Origin of the sequence: Arthrobacter sp. NPDC056886 (assembly GCF_042788715.1) — a bacterium.
In the GTDB taxonomy this organism is placed as follows: Bacteria; Actinomycetota; Actinomycetes; order Actinomycetales; family Micrococcaceae; genus Arthrobacter.
Genome location: NZ_JBHUBT010000007.1, coordinates 197,751 through 223,290 on the forward strand (window position 1 = coordinate 197,751; position 25,540 = coordinate 223,290).

Consider the following 25,540-nt stretch of genomic DNA (forward strand, 5'->3'; position numbering starts at 1 on the left):
TCGTAGACTCCGCCACCGGGCCTGTCAAGTGGTTAGTTAAGGCAGTGCGAGGCAGCGGCGCTGCCGAGCCGTTCGAGGACGGCGCGTCCGCCGGTGACCGACACGGCGGTGGACCATTTTGCAAGCGGGCTTTAGAGACGTGTTCAATTTCCGGCGGTAGCATTCCGGTATGGCTATCGCACGTTTCCCAGGTTTCGTCATTGACTGCCCTGACGCCGGGGCCCTCGCGGGCTTTTATGGTGCCTTGCTCGGCTGGCAGGTGAAGGTTGACGGCGATTGGGCCGAGATCCGTCCCGAGGATGGTCGCGACTGCATTTCGTTCCAGCAGGTGGACGGCTACCGGGCACCGGAGTGGCCGGGCCAGGAGGTGCCACAGCAGATGCACTTGGACCTGATGGTGCAGGACCTGGACGAAGGCGAGAAGGTTGCTGTCGAACTGGGGGCCACCAAGGCGGATGTGCAGCCGGGCACCACCTTCCGGGTATTCCTCGACCCGGCCAGCCACCCCTTCTGCCTCTGCGTGGACTAAACAGTTCACCCGGCCGCCAAAGCCCGGCCAGCGTCGGCAGCCGCCTGGCAGCCCGACAAGCCGCTCCACGCGTATGGCTAAGAGCACTCCAGCATCGGCGAAGACCCACCGAGTTCTCCTGGGAGGTCACAACGCGCCCCAGGGCACTCCTCCTCGGACGCCATCCGCAGTCTCAAAAGAATCAGAGCCAGGAGCTCTTCTACGCCCCAAAGCGAGACCTCCAGGGGCACCTCTCGGAGCTGGGTCACCGGAGTACTGCCTATCCGGCGACCGCCAGCGCTAGCCGTTGACCGTCAGCGTGACGGGTGATGCAATCTCCGGCCCGCCACATCGGACCGTATCGCCGGTCCGCTGCCACGCCAAGGACGTCCTTTTCTCGGCGAGAGTACTTCCTGTTGGGTCGAGCGCACGGACGATCACTGACCCGGGGGTGTCAATCTCGAACCCAAACCGCCAACTGTCCGAGCCGACCTTCTCGACGATGATGTGACGCACTGCGGGACCACCACCGGGCGCGAAACCGAGACCGTTGGCCCCGGTTGGAGTTGCGGTCACGGATGGAAGTACAGCCTGCGCCGCTGGGATCGCCGTCGTCTGGGAACATGAGTCCGGGGTGCACAGCTGAACCCAGTACACGTTGCGGGTGTCTCCGTCCAGGGCCACAGTGACGAAGTTGATCCACGCGATTGTCGGGCAAACCCTTGCGCACCCCGCAACCGGCACCAGTGCCGGCAGCAAGATTGTGAGCCATGCAAGGGACCGCAGGAGCATCATGCGGCCAGCATAAGTCCGGGCCATTAGGAGACGCTACGTCCACCGCCCTGCAACGAGTCGGGCTTCTCTTTAGGAACATCACTGAGGCCGCCGATGGCGCGACAAATGTGCGATCAGGATTTTGTGGCCCGAATTTTGGAGTGGTTGATACTTGGTGGCGGCCTGCGGGTGGCAGGCCTAGGCGCCAGCGGCGCTGGCCGATACGGTCCAAAGTCCCTGTTTTAGTGTCAGTCCTCCCGGCTACTCTTGCGTGAGGCGCATGGCGGTCCGTGATGCGAGCCGGTGCGCCTTCAGCCAAGAACAATGGGGGTAGGTTGTCCAACGATTCAGTCATGGCCTGGCTTCCCGGTGATGCGGGCCGCATTGTGGCGGCAGAGCCTTCAGAACGGGGCGACGCCGTCGCCCCGTGTTGGGACCGGATCATCCCGCCGCCGTCCGCGGGTGCCAGTCGCGTTGCCTACTGCCGTGACCATTGGCCGCCCCTGTAGGGGCACGGCGGCATTGTCCCTGCCCCCGCGGCGGACCTGGTGGCCTCGCGCACGGTCTTGTTGGCTGCTATTTACCTAGGATTTACGTGGCCGGCCTTGTGGGCGTTTCAAGGCCGCAGCGAGACTAATAAGACGCAGCTTACGTCGTCTGTTCAGCAGCGAGGGCAAACCAAACCAGTGGGCAGCAGCGAAGCTTTCCCCGTCTCTACGTGGCAATGATGCCCGGACGGGGGAGCCCGCAAATCGGAGGATCGTCATGGCCGGCACATTTGAACTCTTTGTAGACGCTGATGCTTGCATCAGGTTCCGGCTCAGGGCACCGGATGGGGCGGTACTGGCCGTCTCTAGGGGATTTGCGGACAAGCCCGCTGCGGTTGCCGGCATTAGGGCCATGCGCGAGTACGCCGGCATGGGGCTGATCAGTGACCTGTGCCCGGAAGAGTTGCCCGCAAGTCCACCGGCACCGCGGACAAGGACCGCGCCCACACCGGTGCCAGGCGTCGACCGGCGGGTGCACGACAACGATCTCCGCATCCGCGCCCGGGCCCTCCGCCGCCCGGCGCACGGGCCGGGCGCGATCGGCGTCGGCTGATTCGGCGGGATGCGCAGCTGGTGACGGCCGACCGAGGCTGAACGTCTCAGGCGGATGTTTGCGTGCCGGGGCGCTGTTACGGGTCCATTCCAGCTTGCACCGGAACGAACTCGATCTTGTTAGCGGGCTGGACCGTTTTCTTGGGGGCCCGCGAGAATCCCTTGGCGTCCAGGTGGTTCTGGGCCCGGTACTCGGCCACGGCGTCGTCATAGAGGCCGTTGAGCCGGTGCCCGGAATAGACCTGCTCTGAGCCGTCCGTGAACGTGATGCTGATCAGCGACTTTTCCGGGAAATGCCTGTTCATGCGGATGAAGCCCTCGGTGTCTTGCTTGAGGTTGATCATGTGGTTCCCACTTTCGTGATCGAGTTGATCCAGTCTCCCGCCTTCGCCGCATCTATTCCAACCGGTACCCCAATCCAAGCTGCCGATCCCACTCATTGAAGCCCCCAGCTCGCCGCGCGGAGCGTCCCGACCTCGAAACCGGCCGGTCCCGATCATCGGAGTCGCCGGAACCATGCGAATTCGCTGGAAATTTCCGGCGTACTCGCACGGTTCCGGCGACTTCGGCGTTTGGGAGCGCGCGGCGTTTGGGACGCGCTCTGCGGCCTGGGCATGAATTGCGGAGACAATGGAGGCGTGACTTCCGCGACCGCACCCCTGGACCCAGCCTGCACCCAGGGCCTCTTCGACCTCGGCGCCATCGGGGCGGGCCTGACCTTTGCGGAATCGCTGGGCGCCCTCGCAGCGGTGCTGCAAGGCGGCGGTGCCGGGGCGGCGGCAGTGGTGCAGGCTCCGCCTGGCACGGGCAAGACGACGCTTGTGCCGCCGCTGATGGCCAACATCGCAAACGGCACCATCGCCAACAGCAACACCGCCAACAGCAACTCCGCGAACAGCGGGCGGGGTGGGCGCGGCGGCCGTCCGCGGATCGTGGTCACCCAGCCGCGCCGCGTGGCTGCCCGAGCGGCCGCCCGGCGCCTGGCCGCCCTGGACGGCACCCGGCTCGGTGACCGCGTGGGCTACACGGTCCGCGGCGAACGCCAGACGGGTCCTGGAACCGTCATCGAGTTCGTTACCCCCGGCATCCTGCTGCGCCGCCTCCTCGCGGAGCCGGGGCTCGAGGGCATCGACGCCGTGATCCTCGACGAGGTTCACGAGCGCGGACTGGAGACCGACCTCCTCCTCGGCATGCTCATCGAAGTCCGCGAGCTGCGCGGTGACCTCACGCTCGTGGCCATGTCGGCGACCCTCGACGCGCCCCGCTTCGCGGCACTGATCGGTGAAGCGGCGGACGGAAACGACGACGACGGTGGCCCGGCACCGGTTGTCGACTGTCCGTCCGCGCTGTTCCCACTGGAGGTGGAATGGGCCCCCGCGTCGGTGCCGCGGCTGGACGAACGGGGGGTGGCCCGGGCCTTCCTGGACCACGTGGCCGACACGGCCGGTGCGGGGCATGCCGCCGCGTTAGCTGCCGGACAGGACATTGACGCCCTGGTGTTCGTTCCTGGCGCCTGGGAGGTCTCCTATGTCGCCGCGCGGCTCCGCGGCCGCAGCGGCGCGGAGGTCTTGGAACTCCACGGCCAGGCCGGCCCGGCGGAGCAAGACCGCGCTGTCTCCGGGCGTGAGCCCGGCGAGGCTGCTCGGATCATCGTTTCTACCGCACTCGCCGAGTCCTCCCTCACAGTCCCGGGCGTCCGGCTGGTGGTCGACTCCGGGCTGTCCCGCGAGCCGCGCCGCGACGCCGGCCGCGGGATGTCTGGCCTCGTGACAGTGTCCTGCTCCCGGGCGTCTGCGGAACAACGCGCCGGCCGGGCCGCACGCCAGGGCCCGGGCACCGTGATCCGCTGCTATGACCAGAGGGCCTTTGGCGCCGCGCCGGCCCACCAGACGCCCGAGATTGCGGCAGCTGACCTGACCGGCGCCGCCCTGATCCTGGCGTGTTGGGGAGCCCCCGGCGGCCGGGGACTGGCCCTGCCGGACGCGCCGCCCCAGGCCGCCATGGACGAGGCCGTTGAAGTGCTGCGGGAACTCGGCGCCGTCGCTCCGGACGGTCATGCAACCGAGCTGGGAAAGATACTTGCCCGGGTCCCGACCGACCCCAGGCTTGCCCGCGCCCTGCTGGACGGCGCCGCGACGGTGGGCCACCGCACGGCGGCCGAGGCTGTCGCGCTGGTCTCGGGGGACCAGCGCGCCCCGGGCGCTGACCTCACGCGCCTGGTCGCCGCGCTGCGGACGGGCCGGGATCCTGGATCCCGGCGCTGGGCGGAGGACGTCCGGCGGATGGAGTCGATCGCGCGCCAGGAGCCCTCCGGCGTCGGGCCCTCTGTCCCCGCCGGGGCGGTGGCCGCCGCGGAGGCGATCGGGTTCGTTGTCGCGCTGGCTTTCCCGGACCGAGTGGCGCGCCGCGTTCCCGGCGAGGGTCCGGCACAATACCTGCTCACGTCCGGAACGCGGGCCGGGTTGCCGGCCGGCAGCCCCCTGTCCGGGCACGACTGGCTGGGCGTGGCCGAAGTGTCGCGCGCGCAGGGGCGCGACGCGGCGGGGACCGGCGCCGTCATCCGCTCTGCGGCGCCGCTGACGGCGGACATCGCAGAGGCCGCCGCCCGCAATCTCCTGAGGGAGACGCTGCAGGCAAGGTTTAGCCAGGGCCGCGTCTCGGCCCGGCGGGAGCGCCGCCTTGGCGCGATCGTGCTCTCGTCCACCCCGGTACGGCCTTCTGCGGAGGAGGGCCGCGCGGCTGTGGCCCGCGCGCTGGCGAGCGAGGGTCTGGCGACCATCGGATGGTCGACGGCGGCGGATGGCCTGCGCCGCCGTCTTGCCCTCCTGCACCGGGAGCTGGGCGGGTCCTGGCCCGACGTTTCCGAGCAGGCGCTGCTGGCCCGGCTGGACGAATGGCTGGCCCCGGAACTTGCGGCACTGGCCGGCGGGGCATCCACGGGCCAGATCGACCTCGCCGGCCCGCTGAGCCGGCTGTTGCCGTGGCCCGAGGCCGCCCGGCTGGGTGAACTGGTGCCGGAAGCCCTGGCGGTCCCCAGCGGTTCACGGATCCGGATCGATTACCCTGACGCGGGAGACACCACCGGCCGGCCGGTAGTGGCCGTCAAGCTGCAGGAGTGCTTTGGCTGGGCAGAGACGCCGCGGCTGGCCGATGGGCGCGTGCCGGTGTTGTTCCACCTGCTCTCGCCGGCCCGCCGGCCCCTGGCCGTGACGGACGACCTCGCATCGTTCTGGTCCGGGCCCTACGCGCAGGTCCGGGCGGAAATGCGCGGCCGCTATCCCCGCCATCCGTGGCCCGAAGACCCGTGGACCGCACCCGCGACAGCCCGGACCAAACCCCGGAACTGACCGCCGGTGTCCGCAGCCCGGCGCCGCCGGCTGAGCTCTCGCGCCGCCCGGGCAACAGGGGCATGATGAAGTTGCACGACGCCGGCGTGCCTCCTGGCCCGCCGGACGCCGGGCAAACAGGCCGGTCAAGTGGCAAATAAAGCGTGATCTCAGCCAAGCGATGAAGAGTGATGGCCATGCATCTTGCGTTCGTCTCCATTCCCGCCTACGGACACGTTAACCCGACCCTGCCGTTGGTGGCGGAATTAGTAGGCCGCGGGCACAGGGTTACGTACTTCACGTCGGCCGACTTTGGACCGCAGATCCGCCACGCAGGCGCACTTTTCTACGCTTCAGGCGGGAACTGGATGGCGTCGATGCCATCCCTGGGGCCCGGGCAGCGGGCGCAAGCGCACCTGATGCTGCCGATCATGAACCGGGTGTTCGAGGACATCAGATCCAGCTTTCCTGCAATGGTGGACCGTCTGCGGCAAGACCCGCCGGACGCCGTCTGCTTTGACGCGATGACCCTCAGTGGCAGCATGGCCGCGGAAAAGATCGGCGCCCCGGCCATCGCCCTCATGCCCACCTATGCCAGCAACGAACACTTCTCGCTGAGATCGCTGATGCCTTCCCCGCCAGCGGGAGGCGCCGACGAGATGGCGAAGGTTGCGCTGGCCATGGGCCGATTGCTGGCGGAGTTCGCGGCCGAGCAAGGTGTGCGGACCCCGCGGATGTTTGATGGGCCGCCTGCGCCGTTCAACATCGTGTTTCTTCCCCGCCAGTTCCAGCCCATGGGGGAGACATTCGATGACCGGTTCCGGTTTGTCGGGCCCAGCGTAGGCGGCCGGGACGACGACGGCGAATGGAGCCGTGCGGGAACGGGTCCGCTGCTCTTCATTTCGCTGGGGACCACTCCACTGAACCGCCGGCCAGATTTCTTCCGGATGTGCCTTGACGCCTTCGGCGGCAGCGACTGGGACGTCGCCATGGCCGTCGGGGACCAGACCAACCTCGCCGATCTCGGGGCCATCGCACCAAACGTCCAGGTCCGGCCTTTCTTCCCGCAATTGCAGGTACTGCGCCAAACCGCTGTCTTCATCACCCACGCAGGCATGAATTCGACCATGGAGGCACTCTATTTCGCCGTCCCGCTAGTGGCCGTGCCGCAGCAGCCGGAGCAGATTGCCACCGCCCGCCGGCTGGAAGAACTGGGTCTCGGCCGGCACCTTGCGGCGGGAGACGTCGGGCCCGAGGCGCTCCGGGCCGCAGTTGCCGCGCTCCACACTGACGCGCAGGTCCGGCGGAACGTGGCCGCGATGAGCCGGATTGTCCGCAGCGCGGGAGGGGCCGTGGCGGCCGCCGACGCCATCGAAGCCCGTGTGCGCCACGGGGCAGGCCGCTTCGGCAACGTCGGTTAGATTCGGCTAGGGCAGTGCGTTCGCGGGATTTTTGCCGTGTGTCTTCAGGAACTCAGCCACCGTGGCCGCCAAGGACGCCCCCGCCTCGTCGGCACGGCGCTTGGCGCCCGCAACGGCAAAGGAATGGTCGCCGCCCTGGCGCCACTCCACGGTCGCGGAAGGCCCGATGTTGCTGGCCACGGCCTCCAGGAGTTCCGGGGTGGCGAACGTATCGCGCGTGCCCTGCAGGAAAAGCATCGGCAGCGTCAGCCCGTAGAGGTGCTCATCGCGAAGCTTTTCCGGTTTGCCCGGCGGGTGCAGCGGATAACCCAGGTAGACCAGTCCGGCAGCCGGCATGCCTTCCGCCACCGCCATTGAGGCCATCCGTCCGCCGAAGGACTTCCCGGCGGCCCACAGCGGCCGGCCGGCGGACCGGGACGCAGCGGCGTCCATGGCCGCCCGCCAGGCAGCGATTGCCGCCGGTGGCCTGTCAGGGAACTTCCGTCCTGCCTCGCGGTAGGGGAAGTTGAAACGCAGGGTGACGACGCCGAGGTCGTTGAGGGCCCGGGTGAAGCCCGCCATGAAGGGATGGTCCATCCCCGCACCGGCGCCGTGGGCAACGACGAGGGTGGCGAAGGAGCCGTCGGGCTCGGCAAAGACGCCCGACACTGTGGCGTCGCCGACCTCAATGGTGATCGGGAACTCGGGCGTTGTCATGTGTCCATCATGCCGGTTCAAGGGCTGTTCTCCTTCACGGCGACGGCCCCGCCGTTCTTCCGAGCTGGGCCTCCGTTCCGTGACCACGACGCCGCACGCCGGTTCGCCGCTGTCCGCCCGCTGTGCCCGCCGCGCTCTTCAACTGTCCCCGCCGCCGGGGTAGGTTGTCCCCATGGCCAAGGAAGAAGTCCACCTCACTGTCAGCGGTCCGCACGGCGACCGGGAGTTGCGGGTGTCGAGCCCGGCAAGGGTCGTGTGGCCCGGCCTGGGACTCACCAAGCTGGACCTGGCCCGGTACATGGTGGACGTCGGGGATGCCTTCCTGGCGGCGAACGGGGACCGGCCGGTGACGCTGCAGCGGTTCAAGGACACGGTGGACGGTGAGCAGTTCTTCTCCAAGAACCCGCCCAAGGGTGCCCCGGATTTCATCCGTTCGGTCGACGTGGTCTATCCCAGCGGACGCTCGCATCCCCAGTTGGTCATTGACGAAATCGCCGCGGCGGTGTGGGCGGTGCAGATGAATACGGTGGTCTTTCACCCCTGGCCGTCGCGGGCCGGCAATCCGAACAATCCGGACCAGTTGCGCATCGACCTTGACCCGCAGCCCGGTACCGGGTTCGCCGATGCCGTTCCGGTCGCGCTGGAGTTGCGGCGCGTCCTCGCGGAGGCCGGGCTGGACGCCTTTATCAAGACCTCAGGCAACCGGGGGCTCCATGTCTTTGCCCCGATCGAGCCGACCCGGGAGTTCCTTGAGGTGCGGCACGCCGTCATTGCGGCGGCCCGCGAGCTCGAGCGGCGCCTGCCCGAGCAGGTAACCACCGCCTGGTGGAAGGAAGAACGCGGCGCCCGTATCTTCGCCGACTTCAACCAGGCGAACCGCGACCGCACGATAGCGGGTGCCTACAGCCCGCGCCCACTCGCCAACGCGACGGTGTCGTGCCCGCTCCGCTGGGAGGAGCTTGAATCCGCGGATCCGAATGCCTTCACGATCATCACCGTGCCGGAGCGGCTCAAAGCCACCGGCGATCCCTGGGAGGGCATGCATTCGGGAGGCGCGGGCACCGTTGATCTACTCCTGGACTGGTGGGACAGGGACGTGGAGGCCGGTTTGGGGGAGCTGCCGTTCCCGCCGGACTATCCAAAGATGCCTGGGGAACCGCCGCGGGTCCAGCCCAGCCGGGCGCGCAACAACGGCTGACGGTTTACCGTCAGGGGACGAATCAGCCGCCTCTACCGTTGGTAGTAGTAGGCGGGGGTGCGGCGAGCCCACGAGCTCATCAGGTCCTGGTCAGTGGACTGTTCACCGTTGGCCATCGGCCTCGATGCGGCCTTGCCACCGGGAAGGCCCTCGGTTGCACACCCGGGCGCGGACACCGCCATCACGAGAGGGAGCCGGATTGCTGATTGTTTTGACAGGAATTGATGGATCGGGGAAAACGACCGCCGCACGGGCCACGGTCGCAGCCGCACGGCGGACGGGCAAGAAAGCGCTGCTGCTGAGGAACTATGCAGGCCGGCGCAGGATGTCTCTGCTGAGCGCACAGTTCGGCATACAACTTCACCCACGGCTGGCGGATGCCGTCGAGACAGCCATCCGCACTGCGAATGTGGTGGTTTCCCACGTCAGGGCGCACCGGCATCCGGGGCTGGTCATCATGGACCGCCACCTGCACTGCCAGCTTGCGCTGCGCCAGGCGCGAGGCCTTCCCCGGGGCCGGCTTCTTCCCTTTCTTCTGGCGACTTTTCCGAAACCTGACGTTGTGATCCACCTCGTGATCGACCCAGAACAGGCGCATCAGAGGGTGCTGGCCCGCGGCACGGACACGGAAACGCTCGGTGAGCTTCACTCGCTGAGGGCCGCTTACCGGTCGATGCCCGAATACGCGCACTTCACCGAACTGGCTGCGTCGGGCACACCGGAGGAAGTGTTCTCCGACCTTGCGCGGGCAATCGCCGACGCCGACAAGAGCCAAGGCGGACGGCTGGCCCCGACCCCCTAGACCGGCGCCGTCGCCATCCCATCCGTCACAGCGCCCGCATCGAATTACCGGCATGAGCAAGGCGGAGAAGAAGAACCTGCGGTATTGCGACTACTACTGCTTCATGTCGCTGAAGGACTTCGCGGCCTGGGTCGACGCGGACGACGACCGGGAACCCGTCATGTCGTACGCCGCGCTGCCTACCAGGTAGAGGTTTCTGTGCCTTGAAAGCCCGTTAGCGTATGACGACGTCGTCGAAGCTGAACCGTACGACAGTTGGCCCGTTCCTGGACGACAGTGCCGCGGTAATCCCGGGCACGCCGGCCACCTGAAGTGCTGCGGTACTGTCGCTCGCCGTCACCTGGGGCGAGGGTTCGGTCGTACCGGACTGCCAGACGGTGAGGCTAAGCGTTGTGGGACTGGTTCCGGCCGCTCTCAACCGGACTGAGAGCGTTGATCCCGGTGTCCCGGACAACCCCGGGATGACGACCTCCTGTCCTATGACCGTCTCGGGTAGCGAACCGTTCATCCGGTAGATGAGTGCGCTCACCGCGCCGTTTGCCTGCACCCTGGCAGTCCCGCGGTACTCGACCGTTGGGGCAACGCGGCGCGCCACGACGCTGGCGTAGGCTCCGCTTCCCCCCGGCGCGGTATCCAATCGGACCGAAGCTGTAGTGTCGGTGTCCCGCTTGCTGACGCTGTTGAGGAACACCTGACGGCTCTGCCCCGCAGAGAGGCCCAACACCCCGCGCTGGCCGTCCACACTCAACAACGTGTTGGTTGGCGTCCAGACGCCGCCGAGATCCGCGGTGCCCCAGCCGCCGGTGGCAGACCGGGTGAAAGTGTCACGAGCGACAATCGCCCCTGCGGACACGGTGACCCGCACAGTGGCGGACGCCGTCGATCCGGCCGTGTCCGTGGCGGTGTAAGTGAACGCGTCCAGTCCGGAGAACCCGGCAGCCGGCGTATAGGTGTATCCGCCCGAGCCCGTCATGCTTACCGAACCATGCTGCGGCTGCGACCAGGCCGAGACGGCCAGCCCGCTGCCTATGTCATTGGCCAGCACCCCCGGCGCCGGCACCGAAAGCGCCGTCTCGAACGCCGTGGACCCAACGTCGTCGACCGCCGAGCCCGCCGGTGCGGGGGGATCCGGGACGAAGACAACATCAACCCAGTAATTGCTGGCCGCATACGTGCGGTTGGGGAAGGATCCTGCAGCGGTCGCGTAGAGGCCGTTCGCCGCCCCCGCTGCGCTAGCCAACCCCCGGATGGGCGAAGAACCCGCCGCTGTTGCGAAGAAGTTCACGTCCTGGGCGAATCGGCCTGCGGGCGCTGAATACGAAGCAACGTACTGCGTCGCTGCCTGGACGTGGACGCCACCCGGGATGTCGACCTGTTGCCAGCCGGAGTCGGTTTCGCTTTGCGCGCTGCCGGAACCGAGTAACTGACCACCGCTGGACCAGAGGCGAACCGGATGAGGCCCCGTGTTCACAGCGGCCTTGTAGAACCGGATGGCAGTTATGACCCCAGGTACATCGGCCGCAAACCGCATTCCCAGTTCGTGCGGGCCGGTGGCTGCACTGGCTAGGAGGCTCGGGGCCTGGAGCGGCGTGAAGACACTGCAGGGACACTGTCGCGGGCTCGAGTCGTGCGGCCCGTTCGGATCGGGCACGACAGAAACGTAGCCGCGCAATTGTGCATTGTAGGCAGTGGTACGTTCCAGCAGTCCCGGGCAGAGGTGCCGGGATTTCAATCCGTCCAGAATCGTGGGGAGCGCCTCAGCCGTGTACGGCGCCCAGTCATGGAGTACGACGACGCTTCCGGGCCGGACTGCCGCAAGGACCGGATCAGAAACCCCGGACGTGCTGGTCGCGGCCGTATCACCCTTGTTGACGTCCCAGATCACCTGGCGGAGGCCCAGAGATTCGCCCACAGCCTCGACATTGGCGTTGGTGTAGCCGTATGGGGGCCTGAAGAACGTTGGGCGCGGCGCGCCTGCCGCGGTGATTGCATCGTTGTCGCGGGACAGCTGCAACTGAACGTCGCTGGTGCTCAACGTGGTTAGATCCGGGTGGTTCCAACTGTGGTTGGCTACCGTGTGACCTTCCGATGCTTCCCTCAGCACAAGGTCTGGTCGCGTGGGCTGATTGGGGTCGGCCACCCGTTCGCCCAGGATGAAGAACGTGGCGTGCACCCCATAATCGCGCAGGGTGTCCAGGATCCAACTTGTGCGGTCCTCATTGAACACATTGGGTCCGTCGTCGAAAGTCATACTCACGAAGCCGGAAGAGCAGTCCCAGCCAGAGGCCTGGGGTGCGCTCTCAGCTCTCAGCGCAGGAGCACTGGGTAACAGAATGCCGGTGACTAGCGCCGCCGCCGCAATGGTGGCCCACCAACGCCGCACGCTCCGCGTGCCACGTGCCAACTTCTGATCGGTCATGTCAGCCGTCCTCTACCGTCAGAAGTCACACCCCAATGCGACCCTGTACCGGAGGCTAGCATGAGCGTCCACAAAAAGCGGGCGCAGCAGCTTGAGTTTTTCTGGACCCAGGCCGCCTCGGTTCCTCCGCAAACTGTCGCGTCGGGTGGCCGGTGTGGCGAGCCAGGCAGTGATGGCGTGACGGGGACGCCGAAGAAGCGTGCCGGAGGCCCAGCCTCCTGCACTTCCTTATGCCGTCTGCTGTGGCCCCAGCCCCAGCCCCGGCCCTAGCGGCGCGGGCGGACGGTGCGCAGTATGCCGCGGAGCGAAACGCCGACGGCGCACACCAGCGGGGCCAACGCCACAAGCACCACCACGGTGTTGGGCCGGAACCTCATGCGGCCCGAGGCGCCCTTGGCGTAGACACCCAGAGGCAACACGAGCCCGCCGCCCCCGCCGCCACTTCCGCCGCCGGCCTGGGCGTCTTCGGTGCTGCTGCCTCCGCCGAAGCCGAACGTCACCACAGCGACGGGGATGACCTCTTCCCCTGCGATGTTCATGGCGGGGCCGTACGCCCGGGAAACACCCACATTCTTGAACGTGTCCACGAGGGACGAGAAAGACTCAGACATAGGACACACCATAGGCAACCGCACCCGCTAGCGCCAGAGCCGCCCGCCGCCGCCCTGCCGCATTGGAAAGGGGCGGCGGAAAGCGCCGGCCGGAAGGGCCGGCCCCGAAGGGCGGCGAAAGGAAACGGTAGCGAAGCTCTGGTTGCGGGCCGTGTCCTGCGCTTAGATTTGGAAATGCCGGGCGCAGCCCACGGCATTTGAGACGAGTCACGAGAATCGAGGCACTGGACATGGGGACATCCACGAATGCGGCTTCACGGCTTGCCGACGCATTGGCAATCATCCTTGGCACCGACGGCATCCCCCTGCGGCTAAGGGCCTGGGACGGCTCGGAAGCGGGCCCGGAGAATGCTCCCGTTGTCGTGTTCCGGTCGCGGCGGGCACTTCGCCGGATGCTGTGGTCCCCAGGGCAGCTCGGACTGAGCCGCGCCTACGTGGCCGGTGAAATCGAGGCCCCCGGCGACATCTTCGCCGCCTTCGCCGCCCTCAGCTCGGCCGGAAAACTCGCCGAGCCGGGACCGTTCCGGCCGCCGACACTCCGGGAGGTGTTTGCGCTGCTGAGGATTGCCGTCCGTCTCGGCGCGCTGGGACCGAACCCGGCACCACCGCGGGAGGAAGCCCGCGTGGGCCGGTACGGCAGGCGCCACTCCAAGGGCCGGGACGCCGCGGCCATCTCCCACCATTACGACGTCGGGAACGACTTCTATTCGCTCGTCCTGGGCCGGTCCATGGTCTACTCCTGTGCGGTCTGGGAATCCGACGCAACCGGGCTTGACACCGCACAGGCGGCCAAACTTGATCTGGTCTGCCGCAAGCTGGGACTCAAACCGGGCATGCGGGTGCTGGACGTGGGATGCGGCTGGGGGAGCTTCGCACTTCATGCCGCCCAGCACTTCGGGGCCGACGTCGTTGGCGTGACGCTCTCGGTCGAGCAGGCGGCCATGGCCCGCAAACGGGCGGCGGACGCCGGGCTGACGGAGCGGGTGGACATCCGGGTGCAGGACTACCGCGATGTGGATGACGGGCCGTTCGATGCGATCAGTTCCATCGGCATGTCAGAGCACGTGGGACGCGAGCAGATCCAGCACTATGCCTCCCAGCTGTCCGGGCTGCTCCGCCCGGGAGGCCGGCTGCTCAACCACGCGATCTCGTGGAATGCCGGACCGACCGCGGCGGACCCGGATTCCTTCATTCCCCGCTATGTCTTCCCGGACGGCGAGATGCTCAGCCTTTCCGACATGGTCGCTGCGCTCGAATCGGCGCACCTGGAGGTCCTGGACGTTGAGGCGCTGAGGCGCCACTATGCCCTGACGCTCCGGGCCTGGGTGCGGAACCTCGAGGAGCACTGGGACGAGGCCGTGCGGTTTGCCGGCGTGGGCAGGGCCCTCGTGTGGCGGCTCTACATGGCCGCCAGCGCTCTCGGTTTCGAGGGCGGCCTCACGGGCGTGAACCAGGTCCTGGTGCAGCGCCCCGGCGGCGCGGAACCCCCGTTGCGCCGGTCCGCATGGATCTGAGGTCGGGTCCCGGACGGTTGTGGCCGTGTCCCGAAGGCTGACCCACGGACCGCGCGAAGCTAGGCTATCTTCATGAGCAATACCGAAGTTGCGCCTCAGGAAATCCTCTGCGAAACGGAGGGGACACGCGCCGGCGTCGAACTCCTGGCCCCGCGGCAAGTCCCACTGGGGGGCCCGCGCGCGATGGACGTGCGGCGCACCCTTCCGCAGCGCCAGCGCAGCCTCATCGGGGCCTGGTGCTTCCTGGACCACTATGGGCCGGACCGGGTGGGCGATTCTGGCGGCATGAAAGTCCCGCGGCACCCGCACACCGGGCTGCAGACCGTCAGCTGGCTGTTCACGGGGGAGATCGAACACTGGGATTCGGCCGGCTTCCACGCAGCAGTGCGGCCCGGTGAAGTCAATCTCATGACCGCCGGCCGCGGCATCAGCCACTCGGAATTTTCCACCCCGGACACAACTGTCCTGCACGGTGCGCAGCTGTGGGTGGCGCTGCCGGACAGGGCACGCCACATGGCACCCACATTCGAGCACTATCGCCCGGAACCGGTCAGCGGAAGCGGCTGGACCATGCGGGTCTTCTTGGGCGCGCTCTCCGGGTCCGTCTCGCCCGTCGCCACCCATACGCCCCTGCTGGGCGCGGAGATCCTGCTCGGGGCAGGTGCCGAACTGACCCTCGAAACAGATTCGTCCTTTGAACATGGCCTGCTGGTGGACTCGGGCAGCCTGGCCCTCGACGGGCACCCCGTCCCGAAGGACCACCTCGGGTACGTGCCGGTCGGACGCGGCTCCCTGGCGTTGTCGGCAGGCCCGGACGGGGCCCGGGTCCTGCTGATCGGCGGCGAGCCGCTGGGCGAAAAGATCGTGATGTGGTGGAACTTCGTGGGACGCAGCCACGACGAGATTGTTGCGTACAGGGCCCAGTGGCAGGCCGAGATCGGCGCGGATGACGGCGCTGCTAACGGTGCTGCGGACGGTTCCGACGCCGGCCCCGCCGGAGCAGCGGTGTCCGCCGCTCCGGCGGCCGGGAAGGGCCTGAGGTTCGGCCCGTTTCCGCCCGGGCAGCCCGCAGCCCTCCCGGCTCCGGCCCTGCCAAATGCCCGCATCCGGCCACGCGGATAGGCCGTGCCGGAGCCGTGCCCAGCGGCGTCCAACACCTACGCCAGTCCAATATCTTCAAGCCAGAGGCCACCGCGCCAACCCATCCCATCCGAGGAGACCCCGCTGACATGATCACCATCAGGAACAACCCGGAGCGCAGCCGTTTCGAAGTGCTCGACGCTGATGCCGTGATCGGCCAGGCCGCGTACGTGGACAATGTCGGGGAGGCCCAGCGGATTTTTTATCACACCGTGATTAGCGAGGAATATGGCGGCCAGGGGCTCGCCGGGGTTCTCGCCGCACAGGCACTGGATGAGACTGTCGACGCGGGCCTCAAGATCGTTCCAGTGTGCCCGTACATCAAAAAGTACCTTGCAAAGCACCCCGGCTATGCGGCCAACGTGCTGGCGCCCACTCCGGCTCATCTGGAGTTCGTGAGTGCCTGGCTGGCCCAACGCGTTCGGCAGTGACCGTTCGTGGCGCTCAGGGATGGGCGATGAACCGTTCCACACGCCGGTCGGGGATGAGCCAGATCGCGGCAACCACCGAATAGACGGCGATCCCGAAGAGCGGGTTCACGAGGCTGAGCAGCATCCCGGCGATGTAGAGCGCCGGGGATCCCTTGCCCTTCCAGTCCTGCCCCATCGCCTCATCCAGCGCGCCGCCACGTCCCTGCTGGCGGATCAGGGTCGATTTCAGGATGTAGTAGGCAATAGCGGCCATCAGCAGGTTCAGCCCGTAGACCAGGACGGGAACCTCGGCCAGGCCCGTGTCATTCATCCACCTGGTTGTGAAGGGGATGAGGGACAGCCAGAACAGCAGGTGGAGGTTTGCCCAGAGAACGCTGCCGTTGATCCTCCCGGCCAGATGAAGCATGTGGTGGTGATTGTTCCAGTAGATCCCGACATAGATGAAGCTCAGCAAATAGCTAAGCAGTGTTGGAAGTTCGTGGAGCAACGCCGGCCAGGTGGGTTCGGCGGGCACATGAAGCTCCAGCACCATGATGGTGATGACGATCGCAAGCACGCCGTCGCTGAAGGCCTCCAGCCGGGTCTTGTTCATGGGCCGCCTTTGATCAGGGCATCGTGGCAGATGCAGCGAGGAACTGCCGACGCCGTGACGTGCGGTTCATAGAAAACGGTACCGTCAAGTTTGCTTTTCGGCGAGGACGGCTCAGCCCTCGGCCTCTGCTTCAAGTTCTTCCTCCGCCATTGCGAGGGCAAAGCCCAGTGCGCTGGCGAGGTTGCCAGCCGCCGCGACGATCCGGGGAGTCCCGACGATGGGAGCAACTGCGATGAGGATGCCTTGGACGTCCTCCAGGGTGATGCCGACGTCCATTGCCGTGCCGGCGTTGAGCAGGTAAGAGCCGGCCGGGGCGTCCACTGCAGCGAGCGCCGCAATCCGCGCCAGCATCAACTCGCGGGCGTTGAGGGTGGAGCGTTCGAGCGACACGGCAGTGATGTCGGCGAGGGCGGCGAGGACGGGTGCTTCTTCTTCGGCCATGGTCATGTCTCCATCTGGTTGCGTGTGGTGTGGTGTGCCGAGTGGGCAACGAGAGCGGGTTTGGCCACTCGTTTGCAACGTAACCCGAGACAGTGAAGGAAGGCATCACCCGAACGGGATGAGCCGATGGCCAGCCCTCCCGCCGTGACCGAATCCCTCAGTAAGGCGTTTGACGATTGGCCGCGCCGGGGTTCGGCAAGGCTAGCCAACGCGTTGACGAGGGGCCGCTTCGGGGCCACAATCGCATTAGCTCGACCCAAGGCGCGTTCGCGCGCTCAGCAGGACTGACCCTGGCAATCAGTGCCGGTGGCGGCTGTCGTCAAAGGGAGGTCGCCGGGCATGGCCGAGAAGAAAGTCAAGCATCTTAGCGTCGAGGAACGGGCGTCGAAGGGCAAGGGCAACCGCAAGAAAGCTCCCGTCTCCGGCCACACCGGGTGGAAGCCCGCTGCCGACCGGCCCGATCCGGTGGCACTCCTCGAGGAACAGAACCTCACCCGGGAACAAGACCTTGTGCCGGTGCGCCACGGCCGGATGCTGGTCTCACCGTTCACGTTCTACCGGGGTGCGGCCAAGATCATGGCCGCCGACCTGAAGGACACGCCCCGGGCCGGCCTGCGCGTCCAGCTGTGCGGAGACGCCCACCTGTCCAACTTCGGGGTCTTCGCCTCGCCCGAGCGGAACCTGCTGTTCGACCTGAACGACTTCGACGAGACACTCCCGGGCCCGTTCGAGTACGACGTCAAAAGGATGGCCGCGAGTTTCACGATTGCGGCGCGGAACAACGCGTTCACCAAGCAAGAGACGCGCGACGCGGCTCTCACCGCGGCTCGGGCCTACCGCGAAGCGATGGCCGAGTTCGCGCAAATGCGCACTCTGGACATTTGGTACGCGCGCCTGTCCGAGGAGCAGCTGATGGAAGCCATCAACCTGGCCGTGGCAAGCCAGAAGGGGAAGGCACTCAAGAAGGCTGCCCAGGGCATGGAAAAGGTGGCGCGGCAGAACGTCGCCAAGGCCCACACCAGGGACAGCTTGCAGGCACTGTCCAAGCTGGCCGAGCGCGTTGACGGGGAGTACCGGATTGTCAGTCAGCCCCCGATCGTCATTCCGGTCCGGGACCTGGGAGATACGTACGGTATGTCCGGCGATGAGGTTGAGGACGCGGTCCGTGAACAGCTCCGGTCCTACCGGGCCACGCTGCCGGATGACCGGCGGATCCTGCTGGAGCGCTTCGAAGTCATCGACGTCGCCCGCAAGGTAGTGGGCGTGGGCAGTGTCGGCACGCGGGCGTTCATCGCATTGCTCCAAGGCCGCGATCAACAGGATCCCCTGTTCCTCCAGGTCAAGGAGGCCACGAAATCGGTGCTTGAGGACCACTTGCCGAAGAGCAAGTTCAAGCAGCCGGGCGAGCGCGTGGTGCAGGGGCAGCGGATGATGCAGGCCGCGAGCGACATCTTCCTGGGCTGGACCAAGGGCGTGCAGGACAACCGGTACCTGTATTGGCGCCAACTGCGTGACATGAAGGGCTCGGCCATCGTGGAAGGGATGAAGCCGCTCGGCATGACCTTCTATGCCGGGGCGTGTGGCTGGACGCTGGCGCGGGCACACGCCCGGTCCGGCGATCCGGTCGCGATCGCGTCCTACCTCGGCAGGAGCGACAAGTTCGAGCTGGCCATCACCGACTTCTCCGAGCGATACGCGGACCAGAACGAAAAGGACTACCAGGCCTTTGCCGACGCGGTCCGCTCCGGCCGCCTGGAAGCAACTGAGGGCCTCTGATTCTGAATGTTCAGCGGAAGGCGGCGCCGTGGGTGAACGGCTCGAAGGACGACAGGTTTCGCTCTGGGTCGCCAAGGCCGGTGGCACCGGCTATCCTTCCTTGGACTCGGATCTCGAGGCCGACGTGGCCGTCGTTGGGGGCGGGATCGCCGGCCTGACTGCGGCGCTGGCCCTTAAACGGGCCGGTCACACGGTCGCGGTACTGGAGGCCGCGCGCATTGGCACCGGCGTCACGGGGCACACCACGGGCAAGGTGACCTCCCTGCACCGCCTCGTCTACACCGAACTCGCGGCCCGGCACGGACGGGACGTCGCCGGGATGTATGGGCAGGCAAACCAGGCCGCGATCGAGCACATTGCGCGGGTCGTGGTGGAGGAGGGCATCGACTGCGACTTCCGCAGGGTGTCCAATTACACCTACGCAGAATCCGACGACGCCGTTGCCCGGGTCCGCGACGAGGCGGCCCTGGCCGGGCGGCTCGGCCTTCCTTCAGTCTTTACCTCAGAGACGACGCTGCCGTTCGCTGTCCGGGGCGCAGTCCGGTTCGATGGCCAGGCGCAGCTTCACGCGGTGAAGTACCTTCAGGGCCTCGCCCGCGCAGTGGACGGGGGCGGAAGCCACGTGCTGGAGGACTCGCGCGCCACCTCGGTCCGCGATGGTGTGCCCGGCGTCGTCGAGACTGGGCGCGGCACGGTCCGGGCGCGCGAGGTGATCGTTGCCACCAACGTTCCTCTTGGCGACGGAAGTCTGTTTGCGGAACGCTGCTACCTGCACCGCTCCTACATCGTTGCGTGCCTGGCGCCGGCAGCGCCCCTGGACGGGACCTTTATCAGCGTCGACGAGCCGATGCGCTCAATCCTGGCGATCGACGTCGACGGTTCCCGGTACGTTCTCACGGGCGGCGAGGGCCACCGCGCCGCCGAGAGCGCCGATGCCGGCGTCCGGTACCGCCGTCTTGCGGCATTCTCCCGTGAGCGCCTCGGCACCGGGGAGACCAGCTTCCGCTGGTCCACGCAGGACGCCATGCCCGTCGACGGGTTGCCCTATGCCGGGACTTTGACCCCGACGGCGGCCCACGTTCATGTGATCACCGGGCTGCGCAAGTGGGGCCTTACCAATGGCACAGCCGCGGCGCTGGTCCTGGCGGACACCCTGTCGGGGCGCCACAACCCCTGGGCGGCGGTATTCGACACCAATCGTGCTACTGCGGACGGCCGGGCCGCTGGGAGCAGCCCCCAGCCGGACCAAGCACGCCAACACCGGCAGCCGGATCAACCTTCCGTCGCCGGGCTCCGTCCCGGCGTCGGGGCCGTAGTGGAGGTCGACGGCGAAATGACCGCCGTCTACGCCGACCCTGCCGGGGACCTCCTCGCCGTTTCGGCCATCTGCACGCATCTGGGCTGCACGGTCGTGTTCAACGCGGACGACTCGACGTGGGACTGCCCCTGCCACGGTTCACGGTTTGCCGCGGACGGTACGGTCATCCAGGGCCCGGCGGCGGCGAACCTGGCGCCGAGACCCGTACCCTCCGGCGCGGCCTCAGCTGTGGCCGGCCCACCCCGCAGTCCCGCGGATTCCCCGCCCGGCGGAGCCGCTCCAGATTGACGACGTCCCGCCCGAATGAAAAGGCCAACAGCCCAAGCGCAGGGCCCAAGACAAAGGCTCCCAGCGACGGAGGGACGCCGGGCAACAGGGCGAACAACAGGGTGGCTGGCTGGATGGCTCCGATGACCCTGCGGACGGTGCTGGACGGCAGCGGGTCCTTCAGGGACGGCCGGAACCAGGCAGCCGCGAGGAACGCGTAGTACATCAGGCCGATGCACAGGGTCCACGGACCGAACGTTGCCGCCGCCGCGCAGGACAACACCAGAACAAGCGCGGCGTCCGTGTCCGAATCCAGCCGCGAACCCTCGGCCGTGGCTGACCCTGTCAACCGGGCCACCCGGCCATCCACGGCATCGAGCAGGAGCGCTACCGAGCCCAGCAGAACCACCAGAGAGCTTCCTCCGGTTCCGGATCCGGCGATCAGGCCAACCACTGTCTCGGCGGCACAGCAGGCCACGATGGTGGCCCTGCCCAGGGTGACGCGGTCCGCAGGGGTGGAAAACCGGGGTCTCCGCAGTAGAACGGAGCCAGCGGCCCGAAGGATTACCGCAGCGCCCGCCGCCAGGGCCAGGAACCAGAGAACAGGATCGGTGAAGAGCGCCGTGCCGAGCGAGGCCCAGACCACAAGATAGGCTGCGACGGCGGTCCCCGCATCCGTGACGGCGCGGCGGGCGCCCGTTGCCCCCAGGCTACTTTGGCCTGCGGCGTCGGGCGGCGTGTCTGTCGACAGGTCTGAAGGCGGGCCTGTCGGCGTGCCTCTGGAAGCCGGACCTGTAGACGTAACGCCCCCTTGTTGCGTGCCCCGTGTTGTCGACTTCAGCCTGAACCACCCCGCCCACATGCTAGCAAGTCCGCTGTTCCGGCCTGTTCACTGGGGGGACGGGGCCCGGGGCGTCCGCCGCCCGGCCCGGGCGAAGCCTATGGCCGCCAGAACCGCCCCGGCGCCTTCTGCCACTGCGCTAAGGGACTTCTCGAAGAACCAGATGGGCTCGTACATGGCGGGAAATGGCCCGAACGCGGGAATATCCACATAGCGGCACGCCACCACTGCGACGAAGGCACTGAACGCAACGACGAACGCGACGGCGTAGGCGGTCCTGCTTCCGCGCAGCAGGACATACAACCCGGACAGCACGGCCGCGGCCGATTCCAGCAGGAAAAGATTGCCTTGGCCGATCCCCGCGGGGTTCCCCGCCTGGTAGCCCGGGGCCAGGTGGATGTGGACCGCGGCGTCAATGAACAGGGCAACGGCCGTGAGGATGCGCAAGGCCATCCCGGTTCCGCGGCGCCGCCGGGACCTTCCGGGGCTTTGGGCGCTCATTTGTTGGTGGCTCATTTGACGATCAGCGTCCCGTGCATGTTCGGATGGAAGGTGCAATGGTACGGATAGGACCCGGGCTTTGTCGGCGCGGTGAAGGTGGCGGTGCCGCCGCCTTTGACCTCCGCATCAAACGCCGCGCCTTCATCAGCGGTGACTGTATGCGGAGCGGTGTCGATGTTGGTTACGGTGACCGCCGCGCCCGGCGTTACGGTCAGCGGGTCGCCGTAGGCGAAGTCCTTGATGGTGATCGTGGCGGCGGTGGTGCCCGCCGTCGGGCCGCCGCCGTAGACGGAGTCCGGTGGGGGCGCCGACGTCGACGCCGGTGTTCCGCTCCCGACCGCGCACCCGCCGGTCCCCAGCAGGATCAGCACCAACCATAGCGACGGCAGCTTCCGGCGAGCATTCATAGCGCACCACCCCGAGCATCTTGTGAAAAAGAGCCGATGAACGTACTAGTCTCATTGTGCTCCTACCCGGCACGAATGGAGCCAGATCACCTTGAAACCCCGGACTCGGGAGATAGCGTAGTCACTGGCAGGCATTCCACAGCCGCGGAGGGAGATTTGCGTGAAGAGTGACAGCAAGAAGTCCTGGTCCGCATCGCTCACCGTGCTCATCGCCTTTGCTGTGAACGTTCTGGTTGCGGTGGCCAAGACCGTGGCCGCGCTCATCACCGGCTCAGCATCCATGACTGCCGAGGCGGCCCACTCCTGGGCAGACACCGGCAATCAGGTCTTCCTGCTCATCGCCGAACGGAAGGCGGCGAGGAAACGGGACAAGGCCCACCCCATGGGCTATGGGCGCGAGGCCTACGTGTGGTCCATGATCGCCGCCTTTGGCCTGTTCACAGCCGGGGCGGTGGTGTCGGTGATGCACGGCATCCAGCAACTGCTCACACCGGAACCCGCGGCAGACTATGCGATCGCCTACGTGGTGCTGATGGTCGCGTTCGTCTTTGAGGGTGTGTCCTTCATCCAGGCGTTCAGGCAGACCCGGAAGGCTGCCCGCGAGCTGGACCGGAAAACCCTCGAACAAGTCCTAAAGAGTTCCGATCCCACGCTGCGCGCGGTCTTTGCCGAGGACGGGGCCGCGCTGATCGGTCTGCTGATCGCGTTCGCCGGAATCTTCCTGCACCAGGTGACGGGCTCATCCGTGCCGGACGCCGTGGGGTCCATTCTCGTGGGTATCCTGCTGGCCGCGGTCGCCGTCGTGCTGATCGATCGGAACCGCCGCTTTCTGGTGGGGCAGGCCGTGACCAGCGATATTGAGGGCTCCATGGCCCGCCGCCTCCTGGAGCACCCCGAGATCGAGCGCATCACCTACCTGCATCTTGAGTATGTCGGCCCCCGCAAGCTTTACGTCGTGGCGGCAGTGGACATCCTGGGGGATCTCCGCGAACACGACGTCGCCGTGGCCCTGCGCCGGGTTGAACGCGAGCTTGAGGACCACGAAACCGTCGAGGAGGCAGTCCTGACACTCGCCACCGCGGACGAGCCCTCGTTGGTTTTCCCGGCCGTTTCAGGACACCGCTGACTCAGCCTCAGACGCCGTTCGCCGGTGCGTCCATTCCGGCCAGGGGCTGCAGCCGCGCCCCCGAGGCCAGCAGCGCCTCGAGAACGGGGGACGGGCTGGGACTGGCCAGGAGGAAGCCCTGCCCCATGTCGCAGCCGAGGGAGCGCAGCAGGTCCAGCTGCCCCGCGTCCTCGATGCCTTCGGCTATGACGGCCAGGTTCAGTTTCCGGGCCACTTCCAGGATCCCCTCGAGCATCGCTGCGGCCGGGGCGTCCCCAGGCAACCCGGACAGGAAGGCGCGGTCGATCTTAAGAATGTCCGCAGGCAGCGCCGCGAGCGTGCTGAGCGAAGAGAACCCGGTCCCGAAGTCGTCGATTGCGATCCGGACGCCGAAGCTCTTGAGCCGGTTAAGGGCCGCGACCCCGCCGTCGGCGTTCGTGGCCAAGGCGGATTCGGTGACCTCGAGGATCACCTTGCCCGCCTGCGAAGCGGGGTGGGTCAGAATGCGCTCAAGAGCATCAAGATTCCGGTCGCTGGATAACTGAAGCGTGGAGAGATTGACCGAGACCCAGAGGTCGGCGGGGGTGCCAGGGGAGCGGCGCCAGCCGGCGACGTGACGGCTTGCGGTCTCCAGCACCCAGCAGCCGATGGGACCAATCTCGCCGGTTTCCTCGGCAAGGGGGATGAACTCGGCCGGCCCCAGCCTGCCCAGGGTCGGGTGTTCCCAGCGGACCAGGTCCTCGACCCCGGCGATTTCACCGGTGCCCAGATTGACCACTGGCTGGTAGTCGAGGCGCAACTGCCCCGCCTGCACGGCCGTGGCCAGGTCCGCCCGGAGGGCGGCGCGGTAGGTCATTTCGTCGTAGCCCCGGGCATCGAAGAGCTGGTAGCGGCCTTTGCCGCCGTGCTTGGCCATGTACATGGCGAAATCGGCCTGCCGCATCAGCTCGGCAGGATCTGCAGTTCCGCCGCTGCGCTGGGCGGCGCCCATGCTGACGGACACCAAGAGCTGGACCTCATCGATGCTGAAAGGCTTGCGCAGCGCGTCCTGGATACGCATGGCGACGTCGTCCGTCGCCGTGCCGCCGTCGTCCATGACGACGATCGCGAATTCGTCCCCTCCCAGCCGGGCAACGAGGTCATGGGAGCGCACGCAGCCCCGCAGGCGTTGGGCCAGCTGCATGAGCAACGCGTCGCCGCCTTCATGGCCCAGGGAGTCATTGACGTCCTTGAAGTCGTCGACGTCGATGATTAACAGGCCCTCGCGCTGGTCGCTGCGCCTGGTGTCAGTACGTTCCGTGCCTTCCGGCGCAGAAGCTCCGTGGCCAAACACGTCGGCGAGGCATTCGGTGAGGACGGCACGGTTGGCCAGTCCCGTCAGGGGATCGTGCGTGGCGCGGAAGGTCAGTTCCAGGTGGTTGTCGTGGACCGTGGCGGCCATGGAATTGAAGGCCTCGGCCAATTGCCCGAGTTCGTCGTTGCGGACAACGTTGATCCGGTGGCTGTAGTCACCGGATTGCAGCTGCACTACCCCACGGTGCAGCCCCTCCAGGGGGCGCATCAGGTACTTGGTCATTCGCCGGCGGAATAAGAACACGCCGCCCACGGCCAGCGCAAAGAGGGCTGTGCGGCCGGTCGATACCGTCTGCTGGAGCTGGGCAGCACGGTTGACGTCGTCGTCGAGCGCGTCGAGCGAGGCGCGCCGGACGTTGGCCAGCAACGTGCGGGCCCTCGCACCGGATGTGGCAAATGCCGGCGCCTCCGCCACGCGGTTGCCGTGGAGATTGGCCACCTGGCTTCCCCAAAGACCGTGCGCGGAAAGACCCTCCTGCCACGCGGTCCTGGCTTCGAGAACTGTGGCCCGCATGCCATACTCCTCCGGCAGGATCCCGGCGGCGGCATCGAACTGGACGGAGACGTCCTGTTGTTGCTGCAAAAAGGACGACTTCTCGACGGGCGTCGCGGACAACAGCTGGAGCCCGGCTTGTTCGTGGGCATCAAGGCCGGTCCGCAGCTCGGCGACGGCCTCCGACTCGAGGCGGTGCTGTGCGGCGGCGTGCTGCATCTGATTCGTGACCACTCGGACGCCGTAGAGAGTCAAGGCGGCCCCGGCGATCAGGGCCACGATTACCAGCATGAAGGCCCTGGACCATTCTCGCTGCAGGCTCCCTGGGCGCGCGCGCCTACCGGTCCGCGTCCGCGGCCCGGTCGTTCCCTCAGCCGGCACGGCCGCCCCGGCGTCAGAGCGTCCCGGTAAATTGGCGGCGGCCGACGGCGACGCAGCAGCAGGGTCCGCCAACCCGCTGTTGGAGTTACGCATAATCACAGCCTCCGGCCACGTGCCGGCACTCG

At 67.3% G+C, this 25,540-nt stretch carries 23 protein-coding genes and 1 pseudogene; 13 read left to right on the forward strand and 11 right to left on the reverse strand.

Annotation, left to right across the window (positions count from 1 at the left end):
* The first annotated feature begins 169 nt into the window (after nt 1–169).
* Entirely contained in the window at nt 170–529 is a 360-nt protein-coding gene (locus ACFRJ8_RS13835; RefSeq protein WP_377986737.1) for a VOC family protein, read from the forward strand.
* A 279-nt stretch (nt 530–808) separates the two neighbouring features.
* Here ACFRJ8_RS13835 and ACFRJ8_RS13840 read toward each other — a convergent pair whose 3' ends face one another.
* Nucleotides 809–1,084 (reverse strand): hypothetical protein, encoded by a 276-nt coding sequence (locus tag ACFRJ8_RS13840; protein WP_377986738.1) that lies wholly within the window; start codon nt 1,082–1,084, stop codon nt 809–811.
* Nucleotides 1,085–2,047: 963 nt separating this feature from the next.
* On the opposite strand from ACFRJ8_RS13840, the gene ACFRJ8_RS13845 reads away from it, so the two are divergent.
* Nucleotides 2,048–2,383, forward strand: coding sequence for a YegP family protein (locus ACFRJ8_RS13845; RefSeq protein ID WP_377986739.1), 336 nt, complete (start codon nt 2,048–2,050; stop codon nt 2,381–2,383).
* A gap of 76 nt (nt 2,384–2,459) precedes the next feature.
* On the opposite strand, the gene ACFRJ8_RS13850 is transcribed toward ACFRJ8_RS13845, so the two are convergent.
* Nucleotides 2,460–2,726 carry a hypothetical protein gene (locus tag ACFRJ8_RS13850; RefSeq protein WP_377986740.1) on the reverse strand — a complete coding sequence of 89 codons (267 nt, stop codon included), beginning with the start codon at nt 2,724–2,726 and terminating at the stop codon, nt 2,460–2,462.
* A gap of 294 nt (nt 2,727–3,020) precedes the next feature.
* Here ACFRJ8_RS13850 and hrpB point away from each other — a divergent pair, with 294 nt between their 5' ends.
* A complete protein-coding gene (hrpB, locus tag ACFRJ8_RS13855; protein ID WP_377986741.1) occupies nt 3,021–5,729 on the forward strand; it encodes an ATP-dependent helicase HrpB in 2,709 nt (902 codons plus the stop codon).
* A 170-nt stretch (nt 5,730–5,899) separates the two neighbouring features.
* The gene (locus tag ACFRJ8_RS13860) at nt 5,900–7,129 is read left to right on the forward strand and encodes a macrolide family glycosyltransferase (protein ID WP_377986742.1); all 1,230 of its coding nucleotides are present in this window, start codon (nt 5,900–5,902) and stop codon (nt 7,127–7,129) included.
* 6 nt (nt 7,130–7,135) lie between these two features.
* Here ACFRJ8_RS13860 and ACFRJ8_RS13865 read toward each other — a convergent pair whose 3' ends face one another.
* Complete coding sequence (locus tag ACFRJ8_RS13865) at nt 7,136–7,825, reverse strand: alpha/beta family hydrolase (RefSeq protein WP_377986743.1); 690 nt, start codon at nt 7,823–7,825, stop codon at nt 7,136–7,138.
* A 172-nt stretch (nt 7,826–7,997) separates the two neighbouring features.
* Here ACFRJ8_RS13865 and ligD point away from each other — a divergent pair, with 172 nt between their 5' ends.
* The 3 genes from ligD to ACFRJ8_RS13880 all read left to right on the forward strand — a co-directional run bounded on the left by ligD (nt 7,998) and on the right by ACFRJ8_RS13880 (nt 10,015).
* Nucleotides 7,998–9,023, forward strand: coding sequence for a non-homologous end-joining DNA ligase (ligD, locus tag ACFRJ8_RS13870; protein WP_377986744.1), 1,026 nt, complete (start codon nt 7,998–8,000; stop codon nt 9,021–9,023).
* A 199-nt stretch (nt 9,024–9,222) separates the two neighbouring features.
* On the forward strand, nt 9,223–9,825 hold the full coding sequence (locus ACFRJ8_RS13875) for a thymidylate kinase (protein WP_377986825.1): 603 nt from the start codon (nt 9,223–9,225) through the stop codon (nt 9,823–9,825).
* Nucleotides 9,826–9,877: 52 nt separating this feature from the next.
* Nucleotides 9,878–10,015 carry a hypothetical protein gene (locus ACFRJ8_RS13880; protein ID WP_377986745.1) on the forward strand — a complete coding sequence of 46 codons (138 nt, stop codon included), beginning with the start codon at nt 9,878–9,880 and terminating at the stop codon, nt 10,013–10,015.
* Nucleotides 10,016–10,039: 24 nt separating this feature from the next.
* On the opposite strand, the gene ACFRJ8_RS13885 is transcribed toward ACFRJ8_RS13880, so the two are convergent.
* Both ACFRJ8_RS13885 and ACFRJ8_RS13890 read right to left on the reverse strand, forming a co-directional pair.
* Nucleotides 10,040–12,076: a DUF4082 domain-containing protein gene (locus ACFRJ8_RS13885; RefSeq protein ID WP_377986746.1), complete on the reverse strand. Its 2,037-nt coding sequence runs from the start codon at nt 12,074–12,076 to the stop codon at nt 10,040–10,042.
* 434 nt (nt 12,077–12,510) lie between these two features.
* Complete coding sequence (locus ACFRJ8_RS13890; RefSeq protein ID WP_377986747.1) at nt 12,511–12,855, reverse strand: hypothetical protein; 345 nt, start codon at nt 12,853–12,855, stop codon at nt 12,511–12,513.
* A 230-nt stretch (nt 12,856–13,085) separates the two neighbouring features.
* Between ACFRJ8_RS13890 and ACFRJ8_RS13895 the strand changes: the two genes are divergently transcribed.
* The 3 genes from ACFRJ8_RS13895 to ACFRJ8_RS13905 all read left to right on the forward strand — a co-directional run bounded on the left by ACFRJ8_RS13895 (nt 13,086) and on the right by ACFRJ8_RS13905 (nt 15,940).
* On the forward strand, nt 13,086–14,369 hold the full coding sequence (locus ACFRJ8_RS13895; RefSeq protein WP_377986748.1) for a class I SAM-dependent methyltransferase: 1,284 nt from the start codon (nt 13,086–13,088) through the stop codon (nt 14,367–14,369).
* A gap of 72 nt (nt 14,370–14,441) precedes the next feature.
* Nucleotides 14,442–15,491 carry a pirin family protein gene (locus ACFRJ8_RS13900; RefSeq protein WP_377986749.1) on the forward strand — a complete coding sequence of 350 codons (1,050 nt, stop codon included), beginning with the start codon at nt 14,442–14,444 and terminating at the stop codon, nt 15,489–15,491.
* A 107-nt stretch (nt 15,492–15,598) separates the two neighbouring features.
* Nucleotides 15,599–15,940, forward strand: coding sequence for a GNAT family N-acetyltransferase (locus ACFRJ8_RS13905; RefSeq protein WP_377986750.1), 342 nt, complete (start codon nt 15,599–15,601; stop codon nt 15,938–15,940).
* 13 nt (nt 15,941–15,953) lie between these two features.
* Here the strand turns inward: ACFRJ8_RS13905 and ACFRJ8_RS13910 are convergent, their stop codons facing one another.
* Nucleotides 15,954–16,532 (reverse strand): TMEM175 family protein, encoded by a 579-nt coding sequence (locus tag ACFRJ8_RS13910; RefSeq protein ID WP_377986751.1) that lies wholly within the window; start codon nt 16,530–16,532, stop codon nt 15,954–15,956.
* A gap of 111 nt (nt 16,533–16,643) precedes the next feature.
* On the reverse strand, nt 16,644–16,973 hold the full coding sequence (locus tag ACFRJ8_RS13915; protein WP_377986752.1) for a carboxymuconolactone decarboxylase: 330 nt from the start codon (nt 16,971–16,973) through the stop codon (nt 16,644–16,646).
* 339 nt (nt 16,974–17,312) lie between these two features.
* Between ACFRJ8_RS13915 and ACFRJ8_RS13920 the strand changes: the two genes are divergently transcribed.
* Nucleotides 17,313–18,749 carry a DUF2252 domain-containing protein gene (locus tag ACFRJ8_RS13920; RefSeq protein WP_377986753.1) on the forward strand — a complete coding sequence of 479 codons (1,437 nt, stop codon included), beginning with the start codon at nt 17,313–17,315 and terminating at the stop codon, nt 18,747–18,749.
* A 28-nt stretch (nt 18,750–18,777) separates the two neighbouring features.
* Entirely contained in the window at nt 18,778–20,355 is a 1,578-nt protein-coding gene (locus ACFRJ8_RS13925) for an FAD-dependent oxidoreductase (RefSeq protein ID WP_377986754.1), read from the forward strand.
* An 88-nt stretch (nt 20,356–20,443) separates the two neighbouring features.
* Here ACFRJ8_RS13925 and ACFRJ8_RS13930 read toward each other — a convergent pair.
* From ACFRJ8_RS13930 to ACFRJ8_RS13940, 3 genes and pseudogenes are all read right to left on the reverse strand, one after another.
* Nucleotides 20,444–21,196, reverse strand: a pseudogene (locus ACFRJ8_RS13930) (CDP-alcohol phosphatidyltransferase family protein); the annotation flags it as partial.
* Between the two features lie 27 nt (nt 21,197–21,223).
* Nucleotides 21,224–21,676, reverse strand: a complete 453-nt coding sequence (locus ACFRJ8_RS13935) for a hypothetical protein (protein WP_377986755.1) — start codon at nt 21,674–21,676, stop codon at nt 21,224–21,226.
* Nucleotides 21,677–21,687: 11 nt separating this feature from the next.
* Complete coding sequence (locus tag ACFRJ8_RS13940) at nt 21,688–22,083, reverse strand: cupredoxin domain-containing protein (RefSeq protein WP_377986756.1); 396 nt, start codon at nt 22,081–22,083, stop codon at nt 21,688–21,690.
* A gap of 160 nt (nt 22,084–22,243) precedes the next feature.
* Between ACFRJ8_RS13940 and ACFRJ8_RS13945 the strand changes: the two genes are divergently transcribed.
* The gene (locus ACFRJ8_RS13945; RefSeq protein WP_377986757.1) at nt 22,244–23,209 is read left to right on the forward strand and encodes a cation diffusion facilitator family transporter; all 966 of its coding nucleotides are present in this window, start codon (nt 22,244–22,246) and stop codon (nt 23,207–23,209) included.
* Between the two features lie 7 nt (nt 23,210–23,216).
* Here the strand turns inward: ACFRJ8_RS13945 and ACFRJ8_RS13950 are convergent, their stop codons facing one another.
* Nucleotides 23,217–25,325: a putative bifunctional diguanylate cyclase/phosphodiesterase gene (locus ACFRJ8_RS13950; protein ID WP_377986758.1), complete on the reverse strand. Its 2,109-nt coding sequence runs from the start codon at nt 25,323–25,325 to the stop codon at nt 23,217–23,219.
* Nucleotides 25,326–25,540: the final 215 nt, after the last annotated feature.